Genomic DNA, 24,726 nt, shown 5'->3' on the forward strand with positions numbered 1-24,726 from the left:
AGTGAGATGCACGACGGGCGCGCCGAGCCTAGGTCTTTGCTTGCTTATTGAGAGGCAGTTTGATGTATTGGGCCGCGTAGTCGCCAAGGAGATTGAGACATGGCCCACAATGAGTTTCACATGTACGGCCCTCTTGCCGCACTGATCGGTGTTTGGGAAGGCATCAAAGGTCACGACACGGCTCCGGCCGATGACCGTGGTACGGAGATCAATCAGTTTCGTGAACGTATCACTTTTACGCCCATAGGCATGATCAACAACCACGAGCAAAGTCTGGCTGGACTGCGCTACAGCACGGTCGCCCATCGTCTCGGTGAAGACGCCCCTTTTCACGAGGAAGTCGGGTACTGGCTCTGGGACGCTGCCGCAAAGCAAGTCATGCGCTGCTTTATCGTACCGCGCGGGGTGACCGTACTAGCCGGTGGCTCGGTCGCTGATGGTGCCAAGGCGTTTCAGCTTGCAGCCGATTTAGGATCTGCGACGTTTGGCATCTGCTCCAATCCCTTCCTCGACCGGGAATTCCGCACCGTGCGCTACGAACTCAAGGTCTCGATCGAGTCGCCAGAATCGTGGTCCTACGAGGAGGATACGCAGCTACTTATGAAGGGCCGGCCCGATATTTTTCATCATCGGGACCGAAATACTTTGTTTCGTAAATCACAGTAAAGCCACTGCCAAGAGCCAATCGAGTGTCAGTCTGTCATCCAAGGTCGAAGAACCAAGTATTTACTCTCCTGCCCAGCTGTTTTGGTCGTGACACGGACTAGAACTGCACAATTGAAGGCCATTGCTTCGTCTCCCGCAGGAATTGGCGAGAATTCCGGGATGTCATTGATCAGAGAATACTCGATCACTGCGCCTGGGCTCGCCGCTTCTAGCTGCTCCTCGACCTGGAAAAGAGTTCTCCAAAATGCCTGATATCCAATTTTTTGGAGATCGATAGTCTCACTGGGTCGGTCGGGATAACGGACAAGTGTGGCGGAATACGTAGGCAAATGTTCACCGTAGGCACCTTCACGTGGGAACAGACATTCCTTCACCTCGGTAGCAAACGGATTATTCGTGTCCAGTTCACGCAAGCGCGTTTGAGGTCGCGGACCGATCAATTGTGGTGAGAACTCCTTGAGAGTCTCGCCATCAGCGTAGGATGTCCAAATTTGATTGTTGTCGGTGCCCACGGAATACGCGGTATTGGCGACGATAGCAATGGACTCAAGAGTCTTGCAGTGGGGTCCGTCGCAGGTGCTGGCAAAGGGCTCTGCGCTAGCGAGCGATGAGGAGCAAACAAGCGTTAAAATGAAGCATCTGAGTGTCATGAATGCAATCTCGGTGGAGTGGAACTTTTAGGGTGGCTGCGGTCTGATGGCGCCTCTACCCAAACTAAAGACCATTTGTTTAGCAAAGGGGCTTTAAAGCTGTCAATCATGAGAATGAGTGGTCTGCCATCCATAACTATTTGTAACTATTGTGAAATATTCCAAGACCCTGTTTTTAAAGTCGAAAAACGCGAAACTCATCCTAAATACACGGAATGTTAATCTTTTCTTAATCATTGGGTGTTACCACTAGCTCGGGTCCAAATCCTGTGAAGGTCACAAAGGATGTAAGCAAATGCACCTAATGCTAAGGATGGCGTGTGGCCAGTTAATTGGACTGTTAGTTGGCTGCGGTGTTTCATGGACGAATAGCACCCAGTCGACAGCTAAGGTAATAGGCGGCGAGCCAGCGGCACCGGTAACTTTTATGCTAGGGATCACCGAGGGTAGCAGTAATCGTCCGTTGTGTGGGGCAAGCTTGGTAGCCTCAGGGGTGGCCCTCACCTCTGCGCACTGCGTTAAGAACCGGAGTAAAGCTCTCTGGGTCGTAGCGGCGGACGATCTCAGCCGCGGCGTCACGGCCAGCACGCGGCATCGCGTGCAAACGGTCGATGTACATCCAGATTATGATTTTGATACGCGTCGTGCCGATATCGCCGTGCTTACATTTGACACTAAACACGTTGCGCCTGACGCTTGGCAGCCTATTTCGCTCGATCTTCTAGACAACACAACCAACGTAGCCACTGTGCTTGGTTGGGGTGTGCGCAGTAATTACGGGGATCTTCCCAGTGACCAACTCCAAAGTGCGCAATTCCCGATCATTGACAATAGCAAGTGCAAGGCATTTGGTGCTGAGTACGATCGCCTAGATGACACGATGATATGCGCCGGTCATCTCGGCGTTGGTCAAGCAGACACTTGCCATGGGGATTCCGGTGGCCCGCTTTACGTCACAAGCGCTGACGGCAAGCCGCATCTCTTGGGTGTGGTGAGCTGGGGGCACGATTGTTCCGAGGCCGATCAGCCTGGCACCTATACTAAGGTTAGTGCCTACCGGAGCTGGCTCGATGCGGCTATGAGAGGTCCAACTGAGCGTGAAATTTTGGACTCGGGTGCCGTTATGGCGCGTGAGGTGATGCGCCATTGCCGCGATGAACTGCAGCAAAAAACGGTCGATTGGCAGAACGATCATCAATTGTCTTTGAATGGAAATCTAAACAGCATAGATGCATTTAGTCCCACCGATGAGCGCCCGGCTCCCCATGATGCACCAACTTGTACTTGGACTACTGCCAGCGGTCATACGTTCTACCTCTATCACAATGCTTTGACCACGGACCATCTTGAGCGGCAACAGCTACTGGTCAAGGATGCAGTGTCTGGGTCCTTCTATAAATCAAACACGCAAAGCAGCGTCCGCGCCCAATTAACTTGCAATACCGACTTAGGGCGAAATCCCGAGCCCTTGCTCACCATCGACGACGAATCGATCATGGTGCGATTCGGCAATAGACTCTATCGTTACGGTGGCAATATCCCTCACAGGTTGACCGCACATCCAGTGCCGCCGAGGGACAATACGCAGTTGCCGCCTAGCCATGGTTGTGAGGTTTTAGACTACGGCCTGACTATCATTGGCCACGAACATGAAGGCCCGGAGTCGGGGCTTATTGTGCACATCAAGGCGCCGCTGCTAGGTCCCGGAGAGCATGAGTTTATTGTCCCATTCTTCGACCGCTCAAAGGCGGCTGAGATCACGTTTGCCCGCATCGATGGGCATCACGGGACTATCGAATTGCACAATTCCACCGGCCACGATATCGTCGGCTGGCAGCTTGAGTGTGACCGTCCCTTCGTGCTGGAGGCAGCAACAGGGGGTGGTGCCGCAGGCGGGGTGCAGCAGCCCCAAAAAGTTTACGACTTTGGACAGGCGTCATCACCGTGGCTTCTCTTTGCCAAGGATCAAACGCTCACGACTGCATATCGCTCGGATGATGACTTTGGTCCAGGACAAAAGGTAATTTGCTGGATCAACCACATACCTCTCAAGGTCCTCGAGCGATAGTGTACTAGACTACCGCCCAGGAGACCTCGCATGGCCAAAACTCAGGAGCTCGACGCCATTCTTGTAAGTGGCGCATGCGAGCATAATTTAAAGAATGTCGACGTTGAGATTCCGAAAAAAAAGCTGGTGATCTTCACCGGCGTATCGGGATCGGGTAAGTCGAGTTTGGCGTTCGACACCATTTTTGCTGAGGGACAAAGGCGTTACGTTGAGTCACTGTCGGCCTATGCCCGGCAGTTTCTAGGCCAGCTGGAAAAGCCCAAATTCGAGACCATCCGCGGCCTGTCCCCAACTATCGCCATAGAACAAAAGGCCGCCAGTAAGAACCCGCGCTCTACCGTGGGGACGATCACCGAGGTCTACGACTACCTGCGGGTGCTTTACGCGAGGATCGGTGAGCAGTTTTGCCACATCTGTGGCAAGCGGGTGGGGCGCGGTGATGCCGCCAGCATGGTCGAGCAGATTATGGAGCTGCCTGAGGGCACGCGCATCCTGCTGCTCGCACCGATCATTGAAAACCGCAAGGGTGAGCACCGCGAGCTTTTTGGTGAACTAGCGCAAAGTGGCTTCAGTCGGGTCCGTATTGACGGAGTTGTCCGAGAGCTTAGTGACGTGCAAGCACTGGCCAAGCACAAAAAGCATACGATCGAGGTCGTGATCGACCGGCTGGTTATTAAGCGCAGTGGCGAATTTAAGCAGCGGTTGACGGACTCAGTCGAAACGGCGCTGAAGCGCGGTCAATCAGCGATCATTGTGCATGTCCAAGACCGCGAAGATATCCGCATGAGTGAGGCGCGTAGTTGCTGTGGGTTCGCCTTTCCGGAGCTCGCGCCACCGCTATTTTCGTTCAACGCTCCCCTGGGTATGTGTCCCACCTGCAGTGGGCTTGGTTCGCTCCTGATTATGGATGAGCAGAAAATCATCCCAGACCCCAGCCTTAGCATCAAAGATGGGGCGATCATCCCTTGGCGCGGTTACTTTAAGGACGGAGAGACCGGTGATGGTTGGGGGGCTGAGAAGCTCAAGGCCATCTCTAAACAGTTTGGCATTGATCTAAATACTCCGTGGAAAAAGTTAAGTAAGAAGCATCGCGATATCTTGCTGCGTGGATCGGGCGAGGAGCGGGTGACGGTCAAGTGGCGTGGTGAGCGTAGCCAAGGCTCGTTCTCCACAACGTTCGAGGGGCTGCTGCCGCGACTCATGCGGCGCTTTGAAGAGACTCAGTCTGACGAGATGAAACAGTGGTACGGCAAGTTTATGTCGACTAGACGCTGCGAAACTTGCGACGGGGCGCGTCTTAAGCCCGAGGTCTTGGCTGTCAGGATTAGCGGCAAATCCATCATGGACGTTTGCTCTATGACGACAGCCGATGCAGCGGCTTTTTTCGCCAAGTTGGAGCTAAAAGGCAATCAGCTCCTGATTGCCAAAGAGTTACTTAAGGAAGTGCGCAGTCGGCTTGGCTTTCTCGTCAACGTCGGCCTCGATTACCTGACCCTTGACCGCAAAGGGCCTACACTTTCCGGAGGCGAGGCACAGCGCATCCGCCTCGCGTCACAAATTGGCTCCGAGCTCACGGGCGTTCTCTATATCCTGGACGAGCCTTCGATCGGTCTCCATCAGCGCGATAATCAGAAGCTACTGGCGACACTCTGTCACCTGCGCGATATCGGCAACACGCTGATCGTCGTCGAGCACGACCAAGAAACCATCGAAGCTGCCGACTGGGTCCTCGACATCGGACCAGGTGCCGGTCATCTCGGCGGGCGTATCGTGGCGCAGGGCACCCCGGCAGAGATTAGGCGCAATCCCCACTCGCTGACTGGTCGGTACCTAAGTGGCAAAGAGACGATAGCTGTACCCACGAAACGGCGTGTGCCACCGTCAGGGCGGAAAGACGAGGGCTGGGTGACGGTCGTCGGTGCTACGGAGAACAATCTGCGCGATGTGACGGCACGCTTTCCACTAGGGCTGATGACCTGTGTCACCGGAGTCTCCGGCGCTGGCAAGTCCAGTTTGATCAACCAAATTCTCTATCCCGCGCTGTCGCGCCAGCTTCACGACGCCGATATTGAGGTGGGTGCGCACAAATCCATCACGGGACTTGATCAACTGGATAAGGTGATCAATATCGATCAGCGCCCCATTGGGCGGACGCCGCGCAGCAATCCAGCGACTTATACAAAATTATTTGATTTAGTCCGCGACTTTTATGCATTATTGCCAGAAGCCAGAGCCCGCGGCTATCAGAAGGGGCGATTTTCCTTTAACGTCAAAGGTGGCCGCTGCGAGGCCTGTCAGGGTGATGGTTATCTGACGGTCGAGATGCACTTTCTGGCTGACATCCTAGTCCCTTGCGAGACGTGTAAGGGCCGACGCTTCAACGAATCCACGCTGCAAATCAAGTACAAGGACTATTCGATTGCCGATGTTCTCGATATGTCGGTGGCCGAGGCCGAGCGCTTATTCGAGCATCATCCCAAAATTGCCAAGGTGCTGAAGACGCTGATAGACGTCGGTCTTTCCTATATCAAGCTAGGTCAGCCAGCGACGACCCTATCCGGTGGCGAGGCACAGCGTATCAAGCTGGCCAAAGAATTAGCCCGCGCTGATACCGGACACACTCTTTACATCCTCGATGAACCGACCACCGGACTCCACTTTGATGACATCCGTAAACTACTTGTTGTCCTCGAGCGTTTAGTCGCGGCAGGTAACACGGTCGTGGTCATTGAGCACAATCTCGACGTCATCAAGACGGCTGATTGGATCATCGATATGGGACCGGAGGGTGGTTTCCGCGGTGGCCAAATTATTGCTCAAGGTACACCTGAGGATGTCGCTAAGGTGAAGAAGAGCTATACGGGTAACTTCTTGGCGCGCATGGTGGCAAAAAGGTAGTGCCGGCAAATTTATAGAGAGTCGGTGACTAATAAATCTCTTCAATCGTGGCGAGGCCACCGGTCCAGGAAAACATAGCTGCTGTTCCGACACTTGCAACGCGTGGTTGGATGGCCCAGTTTCCAGCCCCGAGCTCAGAGATTAAAATGCGGCAATATGGCGCAAATTGATACTCGGGGGTTACGTTTGCGTGCTGAGAGCTACACATTTCATAATCAGTGCCATTAACACTAATCCCGAACTTTGCGCCGAACTGTATGCCACCCGAGTTTGTTAGTTTAAAACTCGCGAAGCTGACCGTTATCAAGAGCTTCGAGGTTGCAGAAGTCTTGGGGTAAGTGAAGCCACTAGATACGTTGGTGTAGGTTGTAGAAGTGAGGTTGTTATTAGCAACATCCAGAAGATTCTGGGTAAATACTTGCCGGTGGCGTGGGATTTCAACGATAGGCTGGCCGGGAGTGAATAGCGGGATTCTCAGAGATTGGAAGCATGACGCTACGCCATCTCTGGCTATGCATCGTCCCAAAGCACTGTTGGGAGCGGCGCCATCGACGCCTCTAACGATGGATAATTTGGGCGGGGGTACGGCGTCTCCCGTCGCGGTCCGCACCAAACCTACGTTTAAGCGCATAGTCTGTGGATAGTCGGTCGAGATTTTGACCTCGGCTTTACTGTCCAAAGTTTCGACCGTGGTGCCCTGTGCTGCTGCGCCAGTCTCGTCGGTGACGTCCCACTTGACCCCTGATTTATTGAAGTCGTCGGTGGATAGAATGTTACCGTCATGGGTCTGAAGTTGGCAGAGTATACTGACCTGACTGCCCTCTCGCGCGTAATCATTCCAGCCGCATGTGAGATAGGAACCAGTTACCGGTATGGGCTCAATGGCTGGGGGCGGTCCGGGTGTCGGGGCAGGTGAGGGCTCCGAGGGTTTACTGCCTGTCAGACCGTTGCCGAGATTGCTACGGTTACACGATAGCAGAGCTAGAGCAGTCACAATCCAGGCGGTGATCCTCAATATTGAATTGGACTGCATGACTGGCAAAACTCCGTAGCAACGATGGCAACTAAATTTGTGTTTCCCATCATCTTGGAGATCGGACGAAAAAGATGAGATCTGAGCGGATAGATTTTGGTGACTAAGCAACCGGCGAGATATTCCTAAAACAATCTGTGAGTTTGACTACTAGACTTTGACGCAGGCTATGGGCACTAACTTAGCCACCTTGCGGGACACAGGTGTTTCTTTTCACTCAAGCATCTGACTCATTTTGCACACTAATAACATTTTCGTTTGCATAAACCATCGCCAGTGTTACACGCGATTTGGTGACTATGTTGTCGTTATTTTCACTGGGAACTGCCATCATATTATCGCTAACCACGAGTGCTGTTTTGGCCGCATCTCCCGACGCTGATTCAGTAACAACTGACTTACAAGGCACTTGGATTTTGGGCTGTCAGTCCTATGAACCAAGCACGTCGTGGCCACCAGATGAGTCTCGTAGTGCTAAATGGACTTATACCTTTGTTGGGGATGAGTTTAAGTGGCTAGAAGAGGAGTTTAGTGATGCGGCGTGTAAAGTACCGCTGATGAATCAGATTATTGAGGGTAAATTCGTCATCGGCGAGGCCATTACCAGTCTAGATAACGTCTTTGCCTTCGATATGGTAAACGTGAGGGATACATTCACTCTGATGGATCCGAGCAAACGCGTATACGATTATTGTCGCGGCGGTGACTATGTGCTAACCGGCACATCTGCTTGTGACTATGACAATACCTACCAGATTATTCGTGTCGAAGGAAATAAGCTTCGCTTTGGACGCTTCACGGATATGCATGATGGCAACACTCCCGTGACGCGTCCGCTGTACTTGAGCACGCGTGTATTTACAAGACCCTGAGGCGAAGGACGCCTGAGTTTAGACTCAGGCGTCACATGGTTAGTTGTTTAGGCCCAATTAAGCTGAGATGGGTGCGCCACGAGAATAGTTTTGCGGTAAATAACTGCTTTATTCACCGCGTTATTTGCGGTAAATATAGATCTTATTCACCGCAAAAAGGTCTTAACATGTCGGTACGGTACATTTATCAGCGTCAAGGTTGGCCAAAATTCACTTGGAATATTGAGGGCATAATTACTAAGGTCTCAACCATCCGCCTACAACAGGGGCGGCTTGTGGGGCGGATGCTTGCCTTGGGTTTCCCCTACGCGGACGAAGCTTCCTTAGATATGGTGTCAGACAATATTGTTAAGAGTAGCGCCATCGAAGGTGAACACTTGGACTTGAGCCAGGTACGTTCTTCGGTAGCACGCCAGCTCGGCGTTGAAGTTGCAGGATTAAAAGAATCCGGTCGGTACGTTGACGGCGTGGTTGCGATGACGCTCGATGCCACGCAGATGTATGATAAACCGCTCACGCAAGATCGCCTGTTCGGCTGGCATGCTGCGCTTTTTCCTGCCCCTTATTCCAGCACCCGACGCATCAAAGTGGCAGCCTGGCGCGAAGACAAAAATGGACCGATGCAGGTAATTTCTGGTGTTGTGGGCAAGGAGCAAGTGCATTTTGAAGCACCACCGGCGAAATGTGTCGACAGTGAAATGCAAAGGTTTTTGGCTTGGTTTAACGCTAGTGGCAATTTGGAACCTGTGATTAAGGCAGGTATGGCTCACCTGTGGTTTGTCACGATTCATCCCTTTGATGATGGCAACGGGCGCATTGCACGTGCCATCACAGATATGTGTTTGGCGCAGTCAGAGCAATGTTCGCGGCGATTTTATAGTCTATCCAATCAATTTCTCAATTTCCGCAACGATTACTACAACGAGCTCGAGCATGCACAAAAAGGGACACTGGATATTTCTCGTTGGCTCGAGTGGTTTCTTGAGATGCTGGCGACAGCAATAACCGGTGCGGAAGCTAAATTAAGCCACGTACTCCTGAAAGGTGAATTTTGGCACCGATTCCGTAATGTGCCGCTAAATGCTAGGCAGATTCTTGTGGTAAACCGACTTTTGGATGGTTTTGACGGCAATCTTACTACATTGAAGTATTCCAAACTTGTTAAGTGTTCGACTGACACGGCCTTGCGCGATGTGACGGAACTCATTGCATTTGGGTTGGTTAGAAAAAAGCCTGCCGGTGGACGTAGCACTGCATATGAACTAATCATGGATAAACGAACCTGAATCACGGACGAGATACCAAGAATCGCTCCATTTAATTCCTCTTTAGTTGTTTAGATGTGATGGTTAGCGCCCATATTTTAAGCGCAAATCAGAAAATATTTCTCAGATAGAATGCCAGGTGCCGGTGATGGTGGTTCGCCGATGGTCCCAAGGGGAATTAGGCCTGAGTTTAAGCTCAGGCGTCACATGGTTTCCGATCTCGTTAATAATCACCCACAGCAGCGCATACACCTGACGCAGCGTTCGTCTGTGTGCTGGCTCCAGGTGGAGCGTGCATTGAGTAATTGACGGCGGCGTCGCTTGGATAGATGTAGTGGTATGACCTTGTCGTTCGCGGATTGCTGCGTCTTATCCATTTCAATTAATGCCCGTTCCAGGAAAATGACAAAATGTCTTGGGATTGACTTATCTTGGCGCATCGATGCGACACAATCTTGAAAACATGACCAATGCTGGAACATCAGAATCGTACTGATCAGATCGCGCGCAGATTGTGGTTGATCCTCGTCGGGTATCGTAGCGAGCAACGCCGTAAGGTGTCGGGTGAATGACTGCGCCGCATGGTTAAAGTTCGGGTCGTCGAGAGACGAGAGAGCGTCTCCTAGTTGACGCATGAATTCTGCGCATAGCTCCGGATTTTTCATCATGAAATGGTCGAAGCTAGCTGCAACGATACGTTGGCTTGCGGCATCAGACCCTAGCACATAGGTAAGGTTCTCAATCAGAAACTGGCGCGCTGTCGTATCGTCTTCGTGTTCAAAAACAAGATTCAACAAATGATCAAGTACGCTGCGGCCAAAACGGCTCATGAAGCGGCTGATAAACGCGTGGTGGTCATGCCCATGCTCATAAAGCGCAAAAAAATGAAACAGGCACAACTTAATGCTCATGTTCTGCGTGTCCTGAATCGTAATCAAGGCGTTGGCGACATGCTCCAAGAAGTCGTCTACTTCGTGCAACTCTCCTGGGTAAGCACGGTTATAATCGCGGAACGTGAGTCCGAGTTCGCATATGATTGCCACCGCGGTTTCCAACAGTGCGTCTGCTTCATCCGAGTCGACTTGTGCATGACCCAGAGCCAGGTCTACGAGTAGCCAACTTGCCTCGTCCGAGCCACGCTGGGCGCAGAACTCTTCGAGAAAGGTGTGCATGAGCTTTTCGGTCCCTGCCCCTGTAAGCCATACGATGACGCTTTCAACGATGATTTTGGCATGATGGATGTCTCCGCCCTGTGCGGCCAAACGGCGAGCATAATGACGGATGATCTCAGTTTCGGATTTTGTGTTGAGATGAGTCCTTAGTGTGCAGACTTCCTGCGAGTTGATTAATACCCCGCGGTCGATGCAATCTGTGGCTTCGGTTACCGTAGTCACTGTCTTCCAGTTACCAGAGGTCATGATAGAGTCAGTCACCAATAGTCCTCCCAGATGAGATCCCCAGGCGGTTAGCGTCACATCACGTTGTTACCAGTGACGTTGCGACCGGGGCTTGTTCACACTATGATCTGGGCTCATCTATCGATTGCCTTCCCGAACTGATATGTGCAAGATCGGATAGCGACTGGATAAACTTGAGTCCTTTTTTATATTTTTTCTTAGCCCCCCAAAACTGTAGGGGAAAATCGGACTTCAGAAGGTTGCTAATGCCGCGGCTCCGCGCGTGAGATACGCACCGTGTAATCTGCCGTCGTCCGGTATTCGACAAGCGGAGTGAGTTGGAACGCATCGGTAAGGCGGGTAACTGCCGATGGCTCTTGATTATTTATCCGCTGGATGACCAGCACATGCTGTAAAATCTTGGCGTTTAGCTGACTCAGAATCTGTGCAGTAGCTGAATTGGCATACTCGAAGTTTACAGTTCCGTAGCGACTCGGGACGTACATGACAGGATGGTGGTCGATCACCAGCGTGCCGTCACGTGGATAGCTCTCGATGAGGGCGAGATTGCGTTTATATTCCAGATAACCGGCGTGCGTTTTGCCGTGCGCATTAACGGCGGCTATAGCGAGACCGCGCGAGCAAATGACCGTCGTGAGTACGACCATCAACAGTTGTTGGACCGGGCGTCTGGCAATCATGACTAGTAAATAGGCTGCAAACAGGGCAAACATGGCCGCATAAATGACCCCGATGCGCATCAGTTGAGGCTCACGCAGATCACCGACGTAATAGAGGCAGTGAATGACCAGCGTCGCGCAGATGTAGGCCCCGGTGAGAGTGAAGTAACGACGGTACTTGCATCTTACTGCATGTTCTCCTGCCTCTATCCGCGCGATAGCCAGGCCGATACCGACCAGGCCGCTGACGACTACGGTACTACTTATGGGATAGAGAGATGGCCACGACGGCGTGAAGAATTCCACTGCGTGACGAAGATTAGGCCAAAGGTACTGAAGTCCAAACGGGGCATCGACCTTGTCTCCCCCGTTGATTGAGCTTGAGATGAGACGCTGCCAAACCGAAGGCACGAGCAGCCACGGAGCCACGAGGAGACGATAGGACGGCCGCACGTACCTCAGTGTGCCGCGATACATGACAGCTGCACTGACAACTACGGGCACAAGTAAAGCCGTCTCGTAGCGGCACTGTGCGGCTAAAATACTGGCATAGAGAGCGGCTTCAAACCGCTGCCAGGACGGCGTCAGCACAAAATGAAGCAAGAAATATAGGGTGAGCAGCACTAATCCTAGATTGAGTGATTCTAGCCCACACGATGTGGTAGCCAAAGCTACCAAAGGGAAAGTGGCGATGAGTGCAGCAGCAAGGTAGCCCACTATGGAGCGGCCTAACGTCCTCGTTAAACCAATCACAGCTGTGAGGCCAACCACCATGCCGAGAAAGCTGATCACAAAGCCATTTGCCAAGCGGTAGCCCGTGACCATATGCACAAGTGCCACCAGCAAGGGATAAAGCACGGGGCGTAGTGGTGTCTGCAGTCCAACGGGCAGAAATTGGTCGTTAAAGTAGAGGCCGATATTGATCAACTGGGCTTTGCCTGTGAGGTAAATGTGGAGCGCCGTGCTGAGTAGGGTGCTCTCGTCCGTAAGGACGCGGACCTCTCCTCCGACCGCGAGATAACTTAAAGTCACCAGTAGAGTTGACCACGCGACAGGCAGCGTCCAACGACGCCCCCCCGCCTTTAGGCGCGTCGCGAGGCCGCCGCCTAGGGCTGAGTCCTGAATTTGCGCGCTAAAAAATGCCATAAGCGAAATCACAGCAGCGCCGACTGCGGCAAGCGGGAAGCAGGCTTGCGCCGTCTCATTGCCGGAGCCAAATGCGGCAAGAGCGGCCAGCAGACTACTTAAGATCAAAGGGAGCAGAGGCCTCACCGTCAACCTCCTTTGCTGATTAAACTCGTCACGACGCGATCAAAGGCATCGGCAAAGCGCTTCTTGTCGAGGTCGCCGAGAGGTGCGGGGCCACCTTGTATCTCGCCGCCGCTGCGCAGTTCCTGCATGAGGTTGCGCATGGCGAGGCGCTCTCTGATGTTGGCCTCGGTGTAAATTTCGCCGCGGGGGTTTAGTCCCATGCAGCCTTTTTCGACGATACGACTGGCGAGCGGAATATCGGCCGTAATCACTAAATCATCAGCAACGGCGTTCTCCGCGATATAGTTATCCGCCGCGTCAAAGGCGCCGGATACGGCGATCATTTGGATTATGCCGCCGGCCGGAACGTGCATATACCTATTGGCCACAACAGCTACGGCTATCCTACGCTTTTGCGATGCCTTAAAGACAATGTCGCGGACAATTTGAGGGCAGCCGTCGTTATCAAGCCATATACGCATCAGAGCACTACGTTACCTGAAACCAAGGGCTCGTCGGGAAGAGGCTGAGTCGTGTCAGCTTCGTCCTCAGATGCTGCCTGAGCTTCATTAGCTACTGACTCATCAGTTAATGGCTCAGTAACTAATGACGCGCCAACATCTGACTCAGCAACTAAAGACTCGGCCGGGGCCGGCGCAGCGGCTAGCGTGTTGTCTACGGGCTTCTCTGGTGTCTTCATCAGAGTCTTGCTGAGATCAACACCAGTAAGGTTAGCGTTGGTCAAGTCGGCACCGCGCAGATCAGCGCCTTCGAGTCGCGCGCGCCGTAGTTTAGCGCCGCGGAGATTGGCGCAGGCCAGTACGGCTCCTTGCAGATTGGCGACACTGAGATTGGCACCTTCAAGATCACAGCCAGCTAAATTGGCACCACTCAGGTTAGCGCCGCTTAGATTGACGCCGGCTAGTTCGTAGCCGCGCAAGTCAGCATTAGTAAGGTTGGCGCGACCGCTTGCGACTTCAGTATTGGGGTCGAGCACCGCCTCCGCCCATTTTTGATGAGCGGCGAGTACCTTTTGCAAATCGTCGAGGCAAGTCACGACAGCCACATGTGCGATGGGAATTTCCGGTAACTTATTGGATTTGACTGGGGCCTCGGTAGGCGCGGGAGCGAGCTCGGTGGCGTCGCCCGAAAGTTCCGTCGTTTCCATGACTGGGATCCCTCACTAGTGATTGCGGTGTCTTAGAGTGTCGCCGGATTTACTTAGGATTGCAAGCTCAAATGTCCGATTTTATTGTAGAATAAACTTTTTTCATTGAAGGTATTAAGCTTTTTTAATAGCAGAACCCGAAGCTGACAAGGGGGACGAGCATTGCAGCTATCGGGATTATTGCAACGACTAGTAGGGACACGACGATCAGGGGGCGGCAGGCCGAGTCTAAGGTCACCGCGACTGAGTCGTAGACGCACCGAGCGCTACGAGGTTCCTCAAGGCAGGATGGTGGTACTCGGTAATGCCATCTGGCCCGTCGTCGATATCAGTCTGACCGGGCTGCGTGTCAAAATCGGCAGCGATATCGAGGTGCCCACGTTCCCTCTCACGATGAACCTCAAGTGGGGACAAGTGTTGCTCCGCACCGAAGCTAAGTTGGTGTGGCAACTTGGTGACCTGGCCGGTCTGGTGTTTACCGATACTACGGGTGAATCTCTGCTGCGTATCCGTGCTTTAACTGAGCCCTTGGCTCTGGGGAGATCACTAGAGCCAGTAGAAGCGTCAGCCACCCTTGGATCTGAGGCTGGTAAAAGGTGGTTTCATGGACAACAGGACTTAAACCTCTGGACCTGGCAAAGCCCAACAACAAAGCGTTTAGACAAGTGGATCCTGCAGCATAGCCATCAAATCTACACTTGGACCGAAGATAAAGGACTGGAGTTAAGATCGTATGCACCGCAAGGTTGGTCGCCTGTGACAGTGGGTATGCCAGCGGCGACCCTGCCAAGAGAGCAGCTGCCATGGCTGCGCGATCTTTTGTGGTCACTTCCTGATCCGATCCGCGTCGCGCTCCTTGAGACCCTAGAGGGGCCTAGTCACCGGTATTAGTCCTCAAGTTTAGTCCTCAATGCGACGATACCGTTGCTACCACTAAAAGAGGACTGAGCAAGATGCAGGGGCGCCGAGCCAACAGTTTACTGACGCTGCAATATGGCCTTTTGGCCTATCTGTGGGCGTTGGGACTCACGTGGGCGTGCTCAGGGACCGCGGCCTACGGCATCGATTTGCAAACGTTCGCACCATTCGCCGACAACAATCCGCTAGTGTCCGTCCTTGGTGCAGCAGCACTAGAACCGGGGGAATGCTGGGCCGGCATTTATGCTAATCATGCGCGCGAGCCGCTGCAGCAGGAGGATCAAGCGGTGGCAGGCGCTAAACTGAAGGCGCTTAGTGCACTGACTATCGCCCCGTCGTGCGGTCTTACAGCAAATTTAGGCATCTTGGCGTCGGCTCCGGTCAACTGGGTCACGGCGCAGCGTGCCGATGGTAGCATGAATACCGCAACCAATAATGCCGCGACCAAGGGGCAGGTCGGTGATGCGCAAGTGGCACTGCGCTGGACCTTGATCCCGCGCGCTGTGCCATTTACGGGTCGCAGCGTCGCCTTGGCACCCGTCATGAAATTAGGGCGCTCAACCACCGTGCCGACTGATGGGACGTCGCTCACCGCGGGTAGTGACGGGGCTGTTAGTGGGGGCTTAAAGTTACTCTATGATCAGTATCTAACACCCAATAATTATATTGCGGCAAATTTTGACTATGCGCATCGCAGCGATCAATCACTTTACGGTCAGAAACTTGGTGCCGAATGGCGCTTTGGTCTTGGCTATTCGTACATGATCGAGCCCTTATCGGGACTCAGCGCCTTCGCCTCGTGGCAGGGGCGGCGCTCCGTTACTTGGCAGGCAGGGGCGGCGCTCAGCACATCGATAGAATCTCAGGTCGGCATCAGCGCTAAGCCGCTGGGCGACCGGATGGGAATTTTTCTTGGTGCAGGTCGGGGCCTGGGAGACGGCTATGGTGCGCCGGTAGCGCGGTTGTTTGCCGGGATTGAGTTCACTGTCAGCAAGGTTACGCCACCGGCTAAGCCTTTTGTCGAATCGGAAATCCCGCCGCCAGAAGTGAGCAGCAACGATCCCGGTTCGCTACGTCTTAATCTGCGTGACTCGAAGCGCAAAGACGTGGCCTTTAGTTTACGTGGTGGCAGTGCCCTAACGACAAAATCAGGGGCCGTTCTGTCCGGAACGGTGATGGGGGGCGGTCCATTTTTTCAGGCGATGAGTCCGGGGATCTATACGCTCGATGTGAAGGCCAGCGGTTATTCTAAACGTAGTGAGCAACTCGTGGTGTCCCCGGGCGTCACCAGCCTCGTGGAGGTGACACCCAGGTCACGCGGCGAGCTATCGATCATCGTACGCCTCGAGGTGCCGCCGATTCAATTTGAGACTAAGAAAGCGGTGATCAAGACTCAGTCCTATGCAGATCTTGATCGCCTGGCAAAAATCTTGAGTGACACTGAGTCGATACAATTACTCGCCATCGAGGGCCACACCGATAACGTAGGTGCCCGCGATCGGAACATCAAACTGTCTCTCGCCAGGGCTAACGCCGTGCAGGCCTATCTCATTACCAAGGGCGTTAACCCGCGGCGTCTAACGGCCAAGGGATTTGGCCCTGATGATCCCGTCAGCAGCAACGAGACCGATCTCGGCCGTGGCCGCAATCGCCGTGTCGAGTTTGTCATTCAAGCAGTCAAGCCGTCACGCTGACGGTAGTGTTGCGCTTCATGATCGCGAGCCCGAGCGCCACCACAGAAATGGCAAAGGTACTAACACCTAGCCACCCTGCATGTTGCCAAAAGAAAGCCCCAAGTGCTGAGCCCGTTGCTCCACCGGTAAAGTATGTCACCATGTAGGCTGTATTCAGGCGTCCACGTGCTTGCGGATCGATACCATAAATACGTGTTTGATTAGCCACGTGTCCGGACTGCACGCCGAGATCCATCACCAAGATGCCGATGATGAGTCCACTAATCGTTCGCCCAAATAAACCGAGGATGATAAAGCCAACGAGAGTAAGGAATAGCGCCCAAACTAAGGCAGCCCTCGCGCCGATACTATCCGTGAGGCGCCCGAAGATGGGAGCACCTGCTGCACCGATGGCACCTACTAAACCAAAAAGTCCGGCCACCTCAGGTCCGTAACCGAAAGGTGGCGCCTCCAGTAAAAAGGCAAGCGTCGTCCAAAGAGCGCTGAAGGCGGCAAACAGCAGGGCGCTAGTCACGGCAGATTCGCGCAGCGCTGCATGTTGCCTGGCTAGATCAAGCACAGAACGTAGCAGCACAAAATACTTGAGATGCACCACAGGTGGGCGCCGCGGTAACCAGCGATAAACCAGGACGGCCAGTGTCACCATCATTGTTGCAGCGACCCAGTAAACACCACGCCAGCCAAAGACTCCTGCCGTTAGTCCACTGAACGTGCGTGCTAACAGGATGCCCATAAGTAGGCCACTCAGGACCGTACCTACCACCCGTCCCCGGATGCTCTCAGGCGCCAGGTGTGCGGCATACGGCACAATCAGATGCACAATGGAGGTCGACATGCCCACGGCGAAGCTCGCGAAAAATAAAGTCTGCGCTGAGGATGCCGTCGCCATGGCAATAAGGGCGCAGGCAGCGAGCCCAAGTAAGGCCGTGATCAGTGAGCGCAGCTCACGCGTATCGCCTAAAGGCACTACGGTGAGCATACCCAAAGCGGTGCCGAGCTGCGTTGTCATAACGATTTGGCCTGCCCTCTCTGGCGATAACGCAAATTCACGCCCCAGCTCAGCAAGAATGGGCTGCACGTAATAGGCATTGGCGACAATGATGCCAACGCTCGTCGCAAGAAAAAGAACCAGGCGGCGTTTGAGCACTGGCTCGTTGGTAACTGGGTTGGGGGGTGGCGGCTCTAAGTTCACTGCCGGACTCCGGTAAATGCAAAAGTCTCCGCACCTTATCAAGTTGGCCCGCGGCTTGCTAGGTCAGTCCCGGGCTAAAGTTTAACCCAGGGATTCCGATGAGGATTTAGGGAATCTTTGCCTCAAGACCTTGGGACCATCGGCGGGCGGGGCAACAGGGAGGGTGACATGACGAACCAGATGAATATCCGCGTACTACGTAGCTACGTTGGTGGCTTTGCCTGGCCGACCTTGGCGCTAGCCGTTGGCACATGGAGTGTCTTTGGTGCCGCCTGTTACGCTACCTTGGTCGGAGTACTGCCGCCTCTGGCGCTACTTCTGGTGGCGACGGTTTGTAACCTTTATAGCTTCACCGTCTTTCACGAAGCAGCGCACGAAAATATCGAGGGCAAAGGGCGCGGCGGTTGGTTAACCGCGGCTATCGGTGCAGTTGCGGGCGTCATGTTTATGGCTCCATTTGCCGCCGTGCGCCGCATACACTTGACCCATCACCAGCACACGAATGATCCCGCGAACGATCCGGATCACTGGGTGGCCACCAAAAATCCAGTTATGCTGCTTCTGCGTTGCGCGACGATTTACCCTCGCTATCTGTACTGTTACCTGGTCAAGATCGACCGTCCGCGCACCGAGCTTATGAAGGAAATTGTAATCCTCCTTGGACTCTGGATAACTGCGGTGGCGGCACTCTCCACGCCCTGGGCTGATGTTTCCCTATATGGCTTTATGATGCCGTCGTTCTTGGGTATGGGGTTTACTGCCTTCTTTCTCGATTGGCTTCCCCATCATCCGCACCAGGAGACGAGTCCGGTTAGCAACACGCGCAACTTTCCCAGTCGGTTTTTAAGCGTGATACTCGTGGGCCACAACGTGCACGGAGTGCACCATTTAAACCCACGGATCCCGTTTTATCGCTGCCAGCGAGCCTACGATGCCGCGACGGCACCGCTAGCTCCCAGCGATCGACAGACCCTAAAGTCAGCCTAAAGATCGGTACTCAGATGGTTTCAGTAGCTCTTGGCAAAGACCACGCGTTGCTGACTCGGACGACCGGAAAAGAGACACTTGCCGCTCTCCTTTTCGCCCGTGAGTGGGATACAGCGTGCTGTCACTTTGAGATCTTTTAACTTGTCCTGCGCCTCAGGACCTGGCGACCAGTGGCACATGGCAAAGCCCCCGTGAATTTCTGGTTTGTCCTCGTTCTTCGGTGTGAAGTAGGAGACAAAATCATCCCAAGAGTCGATATTGCGCGTGTGCTCGTCGCGGTATTTGCGAGCTTTGTTTAGAAGATTAGCTTGCATATCGGTCAGGATCTGGCCGACGGTCGCGACAAACTCAGCACGCGGTATAAACATCTTAGCTTTTGGTTCTTGGTCGCGGCGCGCCACTGCAACAGAGCCCGATGCAACGTCGCGCGGTCCCACTTCAACCCGAAGCGGCACGCCACGTTTGACGTGCTGCCAAGATTTTTCGCCACCGCGGAGATCGCGGAGGTCCAGGTTGACCTCGACGGGGCTGCCACCAAAAGTCTGTGCTTGCAGCTCGGCCTTCAGACCGTTGCAGAACTCAAGCACCGACGCCTTCTCCTCGTCGTTACGGTAGATAGGCATGATCACCACGTGATGCGGTGCCAGGCGCGGCGGTAGAATCAGACCGTCGTCGTCAGAGTGCGTCATCAGTAGCCCACCGACTAACCGGGTCGAGACGCCCCACGACGTGGTCCAAGCGATCTCCTCGCGACTCTCTTGGTTGAGGAACTTGATACCAGAGGCCTTGGCGAAATTTTGCCCAAGGAAGTGCGAGGTCCCGGACTGCAGCGCCTTACGGTCCTGCATCATCGCCTCAATCGTGTACGTATTGACGGCACCGGGGAACCGCTCTTCCGGCGTCTTCTCGCCCTTGATCACTGGCATCGCCATGAAATTCTCGGCAAAGTCAGCGTAGACGTCGAGCATGCGCATGGTTTCTTCCATCGCCTCTTGCGCAGTGGCATGGACCGTGTGGCCCTCCTGCCAGAGAAACTCCGACGTCCGTAGGAACATCCGTGTGCGCATCTCCCAGCGCATGACGTTGGCCCATTGGTTCACCAGGATCGGTAGGTCACGGTAGGACTGCACCCACTTGGCGTAGGATGCGCCAATAATAGTCTCCGATGTGGGGCGGATGATGAGAGGCTCCTCGAGCTCGCCTGCGGGTTTGAGGCCCCCTCCCGGCTTAGCTTCCAGGCGGTGGTGCGTCACGACGGCGCATTCTTTGGCGAAGCCCTCGACGTGCTCGGCCTCCTTCTCCAAAAAGCTGAGCGGAATGAGTAGGGGGAAGTAGGCATTCACGTGGCCCGTATCTTTAAACATCTTGTCTAGGACGCGCTGCATGTTTTCCCATACGGCATAGCCCCAAGGCTTGATGACCATACAGCCACGCACGGGGCTGTTCTCAGCCAGGTCAGCGGCCTTGATCACCTGCTGGTACCATTCGGGATAATCATCGCTACGGGTCGGAGTGATTGCGGTTTTTGCTGCCATCGTCTGCGCTCGCTTCTCGTCAACTTCAGGTGGAATTTGTGCTGGCCAGTGGGCCCGCCGCCGTTGCTATCCTTAGATACTACTGGTGGCCCAGGCGGCGAAACAGCAAATGCCGTTTTTGCTAGCCAGCGACCTCGAAATACCTTAAATGAAGGCAAATCTTTTTGCTATGATAGCCGTAATCAACCGACATACAGGTAGCGTTCTCAAGCAAATCTTGGATTTTGCCGAAAAGACACTTGAGCGAGGTTTTTGTGCATAATTTGGTCCAACAGCTACGCAAGGTCGTAGGGGCTGGCGAGGTCGACGCACCGACCATCAAATCGATAGAGCTCCTAGTGGGCGCCGCATTCCCTCGTCTCAGCGAAGAGCTCCTCTTCAAGCCGAACCCGCGTCCGGGCAGGTACCTTTGCTACCAAGATCCGGACTTTGATTTCGTCATCATGGCTCTGGTGTGGGGGCCCGGTGACGCAACGCCCATCCACGACCATGGGACGTGGGGTGTTGAGTTGGTGCTGCAAAATCAGCTAAAAGTCACCAACTACACCGACTGTGAGGTCAATCCAGAACCGTTGGATTCGGCTATTATCGGTCCCGGTGCCGTCATGCACAACCTACCGCCGGCACGCGACGTCCATAAGATCGAGCACGCTGGTGGCGACTGCGCTATCTCGCTGCACATCTATGGGCGCAGCATGAGTTCCAATAGGTCATTCGTTCCCGGGCGTGGCTTCGAGCCGCGGCAGCTACCGGTAAGCGCTTGGCCGCGCCCCATACGGGCGTAACGACGCTAATTTATTGAATATAGCAAAAATCTTCTCAAGATTTCCAAAGATCGGCCGAAGACCAGACGAGACCCCGACTGTTGCGATGCCTTAAACGGTAGCTCGCGTGGGGTGGGGAGAAAGGTCAAAGGGTGGCTGGACGATCGACAGACAATCTTGATGATCTACCCGCCGGTGAACCAAGTAGCTCACCGACTGGGACGCAGGTGGCGACTTCGGCCGTACCGCTGCGCCCAGCGCCTGTCCCCATCATCGAGATGAACTACCCTGACCCCACGCTTCTGAGCGTCGTCCTGCGCGACGTGTCTAAGTGGTCGGGCTACAACTTTGTGATGGAGCCAAGTCTCAACACTAAGATCCAAATCTTTGCGCCAAGACGGATGTTATTCAACGAGGCCTACGATCTCTTCTTGGCCTCGCTCGCCGTCGTCAACCTCAGGGCTGTGCAGCTAGGAAACGTCGTTAAAGTTGTACCGGTGACGCTGATTCTGGCCGTCTGATCTCTCGGACTCAGACCAATGCGGTAATCATCCGCGTTTGGTGAGGCGCAGATGAGTCGGCGTTTTTTGATTGACGTAGGGGTCCCACCACTCGGTCTTTTCTAGAATATTCGGATCGGCTGCACTGGGCACAAGAATGCGTTTTAAGAGGTAGCTATCAATTGGCTCGCCGCGCACGGTATTGTCACGAGAGTATAGATGTGGGCCAGTACGTCTCATGGTGAAGCCAAGTATTTTATCGGATACGCGCAACCTTTTGGCGAAAGGACCGACCTTCATGACGATGGTCGGGACGATCTTGGCGCTCTCGTATTTAGCAGCGGTCCCATCAAATTGAAATTCGTAGATCAACGAAAACTTCCTCGCAAGGGAGAAGGCCATGTTGCCACGCTTAGTTTCACTGGCGTCGGCATTGTCACCGGCGTGAAATGTAAATGCATTGAGACCGAACACGGGGAGCAGGGGGCGCTCCTGGCCGAAATCAACCGTGGCAAAGCTTACTGTTTCGTCTGACAGTGGATTGCCGTCCATCCACCAGATGCCTTGCAGCTCAGAAGGTGTGCCAGTGAGATTGCTGCCAGCTTTCTGGAAAGAACCGACCTCCGCCCTTGGAAAGGTGTCTCCAAGCGTGTGGCGGCTCGGGTCTAAATCTTCTGCCGCCTGATTGGGCGGATTTTTGACCTCGGGATTACTGCCTTCGGTCAGCAGCACTTCCTCAACAGCCGGCTGAGATTTAGTTGTCAGCAGTGCTGATGATGAACTCGTCCCCGGCCGTTTACAGCTGAGCGGAGCCAAGGTAAGCGTAGCAACACAAAATAATATTGTTTTAGACTTCAAATCAAACCCTTTGCTGAAGTATCATCTAGGTATGCTATCAACTATACTCTACTGACTAGTATCTCATGACTATACTAGACAGCTAATCATGCAACAATGCGCAGATAGGTGACGACGATGACCGACGGCGTAACGAGACGAGGATTTCTCAGGTCTGGGATTGCAGCCGCTACCATCGCACCGGGCGTTGTTTTCACCTGGGATTTTTTCCGTTCGCCTGACTGCGCCACGTGGATGATCGAGCAGTTAGTCGAAAACTATCAGCTACCCGACGCGGCGCGCAGAACCGTTGCGTTATTCGTCGCGCGGATTCAGGACGATCGGTATTTGCAGACAGAGTCGGCCCAGTATATCAAAGCACTCTGGAGTCAGGGTAATCCGTCCGAGGACGATCTCGCGCGCTATCTTGTGCAAGAGTTCGCCGTCAGCACCAATATTCTTGAGTACCACGACGGCAGTGCCACGGAGCTCGTGTGGACCGGTTATCCAACCGAGGGCGACCTTCCCGACGTGACTGAGGCGGAATCACTGCTCGGGTAAACGACTAAATGTTGGTGCTCTGCGGCACCTGCGACGGCAAGAGGTGGATATATGGTAGAGCCATCTGCGCATTTCTAGCTGAGATAGACGATTCGATTTCGCCTAGTTTCGCCTGAAACTTGAGCATAAGACCCTTGAGCGCCGGATCGGCAAAGTATTTTTTGCCGTAGTGACCGAGGCGTCCGTATCTAAGGCTGCCGAGAAAGATCAGCGACTGCTGTGATCTAAACGCCACATCGATTGGTGCCAGGATATCTAAGTAGTCTTGCTCAGATGCCTCCTTGCTGTCTGGTATGAGTTTGTAACTCGCTAGCGGATATCCGGGATGAAAGGCCATATCGGTCTTCTGCGCAAAGTTGACCGCAGCATGCTGAGCCGAAGCCGTGAAGATCACCATGGTGACGACGTCTTTGAGCGTCTCACGCGTCCTGATCCTGCCACCTTGGCCCAGATTCTTAATGGCACCGCTCGCGGGATCGGCGAGTTCGGCGGTCCAGTTGCCAAGCTCATGATCACGTACGATGTCGTCGTCGGTTTTGTAGAAGTGCTCGATGTAGTCATTGACCCATCCCCTGATGGCCTGCCAAACAAGAAGAGCATCGTCGCGGTAGGGGTGATCCGGCAGACGTGACACATCATCGAGGCCACGGCTGGCGATGTCGAGTGGAGCGTAGCCGTCACTAAAGCTGAAATTAAGTCGTGATTCGCCCAGTAACTTATAGGCACTAGGCATCGTGCAACCGACCAACGTATCGACGTCCTGGCCCTCGTTGATGAGACGGCCAAACGCCAGAGCATTGATGGGCATCGTCCCTTCAAAATGAGGCGAGAGTAATGCGTAAAGCGGATGCTGCTCCGCCAGATGACGTCGCGTCGCGACCACAAAAGGTTCAAGGATCAAATGCGTGAGGCCGAGATGGCTGACCACTTCTTGATAGGTGCCGTCCACGGCATGCACGGCGTGTTTAGCCATCTGCCAGGTCCATCCATCAAAGGGGGTGACGATAGGCGCCTCGGCCGCTTGTCCGGTTTGAATGGCAATGGGTACTAAGGAGCGGCCGCCGCGCGGCACTGCTAGCATGACGATCGGGGCGGTCAGAAATTTAGGTTGTTGGGGATGCACGCCGTTCTGTAAGCCGGCGGCGATAGCGTAGTCGGCAATGTAAACTCTGCCGTCGCTGATGGCGGTAGTAAGTGAGTCGTTACTGAAATCTGGTCCCCTTGCGAAGACTTCATTGGTGATCCGTAGTTTAGCCATTGGAGCATCTAAGCGGCGTAGCACCATGGGGTTGGGCCCAGCGACAAAGCCACGGGCGAATACCCAGTCTTCGAGAAAGTGTTCGGCGATCTTCGGGAGTGGTTCTTTTTGAAAGACTTTACGATAATCGTCGAGTCCGTTTGGCCGCGGGCTTCCCGATGTGACAAGACCCATGCGGGGGATATAGTACCCAAGAATTTCCGAGAAATCTTTGCTGAGGAGCATCTTGGCGAGCTCTTTGGGGGCTTTGTTAGGTATGTCGTTAGTAAACTTGCGTCCGCAGATCTTCAAATACTCTTCGGTATTGGCGCGGTTTTTGTAACAAGCAACCAGTAGCTTGAGGGCCCAGGATGGTCCCGGCTTGTCGCGCGGATGAAAGGCCTCACCCACAGGTAGGCCGCGGCGCACTACCAGCCGGTACTCAGCTTGGCGCGCAAGCAGCTGTTCCGTGCGGTGGCTAAGATGGGCATCTTTTTGGGGCAAGCTCAAGGTTTGTGCCATGTCACAAGTCTCCACTAGTCATCACAAATGG

General features: G+C 54.0%; 21 protein-coding genes. 11 read left to right on the forward strand and 10 right to left on the reverse strand.

Annotated features, from left to right (window positions below):
- Positions 1–99 precede the first annotated feature (99 nt).
- On the forward strand, positions 100–666 hold the full coding sequence (locus tag FJ146_07555; GenBank protein ID MBM4251812.1) for a DUF1794 domain-containing protein: 567 nt from the start codon (positions 100–102) through the stop codon (positions 664–666).
- A gap of 26 nt (positions 667–692) precedes the next feature.
- On the opposite strand, the gene FJ146_07560 is transcribed toward FJ146_07555, so the two are convergent.
- The gene (locus tag FJ146_07560) at positions 693–1,316 is read right to left on the reverse strand and encodes a hypothetical protein (protein ID MBM4251813.1); all 624 of its coding nucleotides are present in this window, start codon (positions 1,314–1,316) and stop codon (positions 693–695) included.
- Positions 1,317–1,611: 295 nt separating this feature from the next.
- On the opposite strand from FJ146_07560, the gene FJ146_07565 reads away from it, so the two are divergent.
- Together FJ146_07565 and uvrA are read left to right on the forward strand one after the other, a co-directional pair.
- Positions 1,612–3,384 (forward strand): serine protease, encoded by a 1,773-nt coding sequence (locus tag FJ146_07565; GenBank protein MBM4251814.1) that lies wholly within the window; start codon positions 1,612–1,614, stop codon positions 3,382–3,384.
- 30 nt (positions 3,385–3,414) lie between these two features.
- On the forward strand, positions 3,415–6,282 hold the full coding sequence (gene uvrA, locus FJ146_07570) for an excinuclease ABC subunit UvrA (GenBank protein ID MBM4251815.1): 2,868 nt from the start codon (positions 3,415–3,417) through the stop codon (positions 6,280–6,282).
- A gap of 28 nt (positions 6,283–6,310) precedes the next feature.
- On the opposite strand, the gene FJ146_07575 is transcribed toward uvrA, so the two are convergent.
- Complete coding sequence (locus tag FJ146_07575; GenBank protein ID MBM4251816.1) at positions 6,311–7,315, reverse strand: hypothetical protein; 1,005 nt, start codon at positions 7,313–7,315, stop codon at positions 6,311–6,313.
- Between the two features lie 299 nt (positions 7,316–7,614).
- On the opposite strand from FJ146_07575, the gene FJ146_07580 reads away from it, so the two are divergent.
- Both FJ146_07580 and FJ146_07585 read left to right on the forward strand, forming a co-directional pair.
- Positions 7,615–8,187, forward strand: a complete 573-nt coding sequence (locus FJ146_07580) for a hypothetical protein (protein ID MBM4251817.1) — start codon at positions 7,615–7,617, stop codon at positions 8,185–8,187.
- A 167-nt stretch (positions 8,188–8,354) separates the two neighbouring features.
- Positions 8,355–9,473, forward strand: a complete 1,119-nt coding sequence (locus tag FJ146_07585) for a Fic family protein (protein MBM4251818.1) — start codon at positions 8,355–8,357, stop codon at positions 9,471–9,473.
- 209 nt (positions 9,474–9,682) lie between these two features.
- Here FJ146_07585 and FJ146_07590 read toward each other — a convergent pair whose 3' ends face one another.
- The 4 genes from FJ146_07590 to FJ146_07605 all read right to left on the reverse strand — a co-directional run bounded on the left by FJ146_07590 (position 9,683) and on the right by FJ146_07605 (position 13,948).
- The gene (locus FJ146_07590; protein MBM4251819.1) at positions 9,683–10,885 is read right to left on the reverse strand and encodes a hypothetical protein; all 1,203 of its coding nucleotides are present in this window, start codon (positions 10,883–10,885) and stop codon (positions 9,683–9,685) included.
- A 227-nt stretch (positions 10,886–11,112) separates the two neighbouring features.
- On the reverse strand, positions 11,113–12,801 hold the full coding sequence (locus FJ146_07595; protein ID MBM4251820.1) for a hypothetical protein: 1,689 nt from the start codon (positions 12,799–12,801) through the stop codon (positions 11,113–11,115).
- A gap of 2 nt (positions 12,802–12,803) precedes the next feature.
- Positions 12,804–13,262, reverse strand: a complete 459-nt coding sequence (locus tag FJ146_07600) for a YaiI/YqxD family protein (GenBank protein ID MBM4251821.1) — start codon at positions 13,260–13,262, stop codon at positions 12,804–12,806.
- The gene (locus tag FJ146_07605; GenBank protein MBM4251822.1) at positions 13,262–13,948 is read right to left on the reverse strand and encodes a pentapeptide repeat-containing protein; all 687 of its coding nucleotides are present in this window, start codon (positions 13,946–13,948) and stop codon (positions 13,262–13,264) included. Before FJ146_07605 ends, FJ146_07600 begins: the two co-directional genes overlap by 1 nt.
- Positions 13,949–14,236: 288 nt before the next feature.
- On the opposite strand from FJ146_07605, the gene FJ146_07610 reads away from it, so the two are divergent.
- Positions 14,237–14,839, forward strand: a complete 603-nt coding sequence (locus tag FJ146_07610; GenBank protein MBM4251823.1) for a PilZ domain-containing protein — start codon at positions 14,237–14,239, stop codon at positions 14,837–14,839.
- Between the two features lie 62 nt (positions 14,840–14,901).
- Positions 14,902–16,560, forward strand: a complete 1,659-nt coding sequence (locus tag FJ146_07615) for an OmpA family protein (protein MBM4251824.1) — start codon at positions 14,902–14,904, stop codon at positions 16,558–16,560.
- Here FJ146_07615 and FJ146_07620 read toward each other — a convergent pair.
- Positions 16,544–17,794 carry an MFS transporter gene (locus FJ146_07620; protein ID MBM4251825.1) on the reverse strand — a complete coding sequence of 417 codons (1,251 nt, stop codon included), beginning with the start codon at positions 17,792–17,794 and terminating at the stop codon, positions 16,544–16,546. The genes FJ146_07615 and FJ146_07620 overlap by 17 nt on opposite strands.
- 126 nt (positions 17,795–17,920) lie before the next feature.
- On the opposite strand from FJ146_07620, the gene FJ146_07625 reads away from it, so the two are divergent.
- Positions 17,921–18,739, forward strand: a complete 819-nt coding sequence (locus tag FJ146_07625) for a hypothetical protein (protein ID MBM4251826.1) — start codon at positions 17,921–17,923, stop codon at positions 18,737–18,739.
- Positions 18,740–18,759: 20 nt separating this feature from the next.
- Here FJ146_07625 and FJ146_07630 read toward each other — a convergent pair whose 3' ends face one another.
- Positions 18,760–20,274: a proline--tRNA ligase gene (locus FJ146_07630; protein MBM4251827.1), complete on the reverse strand. Its 1,515-nt coding sequence runs from the start codon at positions 20,272–20,274 to the stop codon at positions 18,760–18,762.
- 254 nt (positions 20,275–20,528) lie between these two features.
- On the opposite strand from FJ146_07630, the gene FJ146_07635 reads away from it, so the two are divergent.
- Entirely contained in the window at positions 20,529–21,059 is a 531-nt protein-coding gene (locus FJ146_07635) for a hypothetical protein (protein ID MBM4251828.1), read from the forward strand.
- Between the two features lie 131 nt (positions 21,060–21,190).
- Positions 21,191–21,559, forward strand: coding sequence for a hypothetical protein (locus FJ146_07640; protein ID MBM4251829.1), 369 nt, complete (start codon positions 21,191–21,193; stop codon positions 21,557–21,559).
- Between the two features lie 27 nt (positions 21,560–21,586).
- Here FJ146_07640 and FJ146_07645 read toward each other — a convergent pair whose 3' ends face one another.
- Positions 21,587–22,396: a hypothetical protein gene (locus FJ146_07645; protein MBM4251830.1), complete on the reverse strand. Its 810-nt coding sequence runs from the start codon at positions 22,394–22,396 to the stop codon at positions 21,587–21,589.
- A gap of 117 nt (positions 22,397–22,513) precedes the next feature.
- On the opposite strand from FJ146_07645, the gene FJ146_07650 reads away from it, so the two are divergent.
- Positions 22,514–22,936 (forward strand): hypothetical protein, encoded by a 423-nt coding sequence (locus FJ146_07650; GenBank protein ID MBM4251831.1) that lies wholly within the window; start codon positions 22,514–22,516, stop codon positions 22,934–22,936.
- 4 nt (positions 22,937–22,940) lie between these two features.
- On the opposite strand, the gene FJ146_07655 is transcribed toward FJ146_07650, so the two are convergent.
- Positions 22,941–24,695 carry a lipoxygenase gene (locus FJ146_07655; protein ID MBM4251832.1) on the reverse strand — a complete coding sequence of 585 codons (1,755 nt, stop codon included), beginning with the start codon at positions 24,693–24,695 and terminating at the stop codon, positions 22,941–22,943.
- Positions 24,696–24,726 lie beyond the last annotated feature (31 nt).

The organism is Deltaproteobacteria bacterium, from assembly GCA_016874735.1.
In the GTDB taxonomy this organism is placed as follows: domain Bacteria; phylum Bdellovibrionota_B; class Oligoflexia; order Oligoflexales; family CAIYRB01; genus CAIYRB01.

Coding starts and splice junctions, on each gene's coding strand:
- FJ146_07555 (MBM4251812.1), top strand. CDS start 100: ATGGCCCACAATGAGTTTCACATGTACGGCCCTCTTGCCGCACTGATC.
- FJ146_07560 (MBM4251813.1), bottom strand. CDS start 1,316: ATGACACTCAGATGCTTCATTTTAACGCTTGTTTGCTCCTCATCGCTC.
- FJ146_07565 (MBM4251814.1), top strand. CDS start 1,612: ATGCACCTAATGCTAAGGATGGCGTGTGGCCAGTTAATTGGACTGTTA.
- uvrA (MBM4251815.1), top strand. CDS start 3,415: ATGGCCAAAACTCAGGAGCTCGACGCCATTCTTGTAAGTGGCGCATGC.
- FJ146_07575 (MBM4251816.1), bottom strand. CDS start 7,315: ATGCAGTCCAATTCAATATTGAGGATCACCGCCTGGATTGTGACTGCT.
- FJ146_07580 (MBM4251817.1), top strand. CDS start 7,615: ATGTTGTCGTTATTTTCACTGGGAACTGCCATCATATTATCGCTAACC.
- FJ146_07585 (MBM4251818.1), top strand. CDS start 8,355: ATGTCGGTACGGTACATTTATCAGCGTCAAGGTTGGCCAAAATTCACT.
- FJ146_07600 (MBM4251821.1), bottom strand. CDS start 13,262: ATGCGTATATGGCTTGATAACGACGGCTGCCCTCAAATTGTCCGCGAC.
- FJ146_07605 (MBM4251822.1), bottom strand. CDS start 13,948: ATGGAAACGACGGAACTTTCGGGCGACGCCACCGAGCTCGCTCCCGCG.
- FJ146_07610 (MBM4251823.1), top strand. CDS start 14,237: ATGGTGGTACTCGGTAATGCCATCTGGCCCGTCGTCGATATCAGTCTG.
- FJ146_07615 (MBM4251824.1), top strand. CDS start 14,902: ATGCAGGGGCGCCGAGCCAACAGTTTACTGACGCTGCAATATGGCCTT.
- FJ146_07625 (MBM4251826.1), top strand. CDS start 17,921: ATGACGAACCAGATGAATATCCGCGTACTACGTAGCTACGTTGGTGGC.
- FJ146_07630 (MBM4251827.1), bottom strand. CDS start 20,274: ATGGCAGCAAAAACCGCAATCACTCCGACCCGTAGCGATGATTATCCC.
- FJ146_07650 (MBM4251831.1), top strand. CDS start 22,514: ATGACCGACGGCGTAACGAGACGAGGATTTCTCAGGTCTGGGATTGCA.
- FJ146_07655 (MBM4251832.1), bottom strand. CDS start 24,695: ATGGCACAAACCTTGAGCTTGCCCCAAAAAGATGCCCATCTTAGCCAC.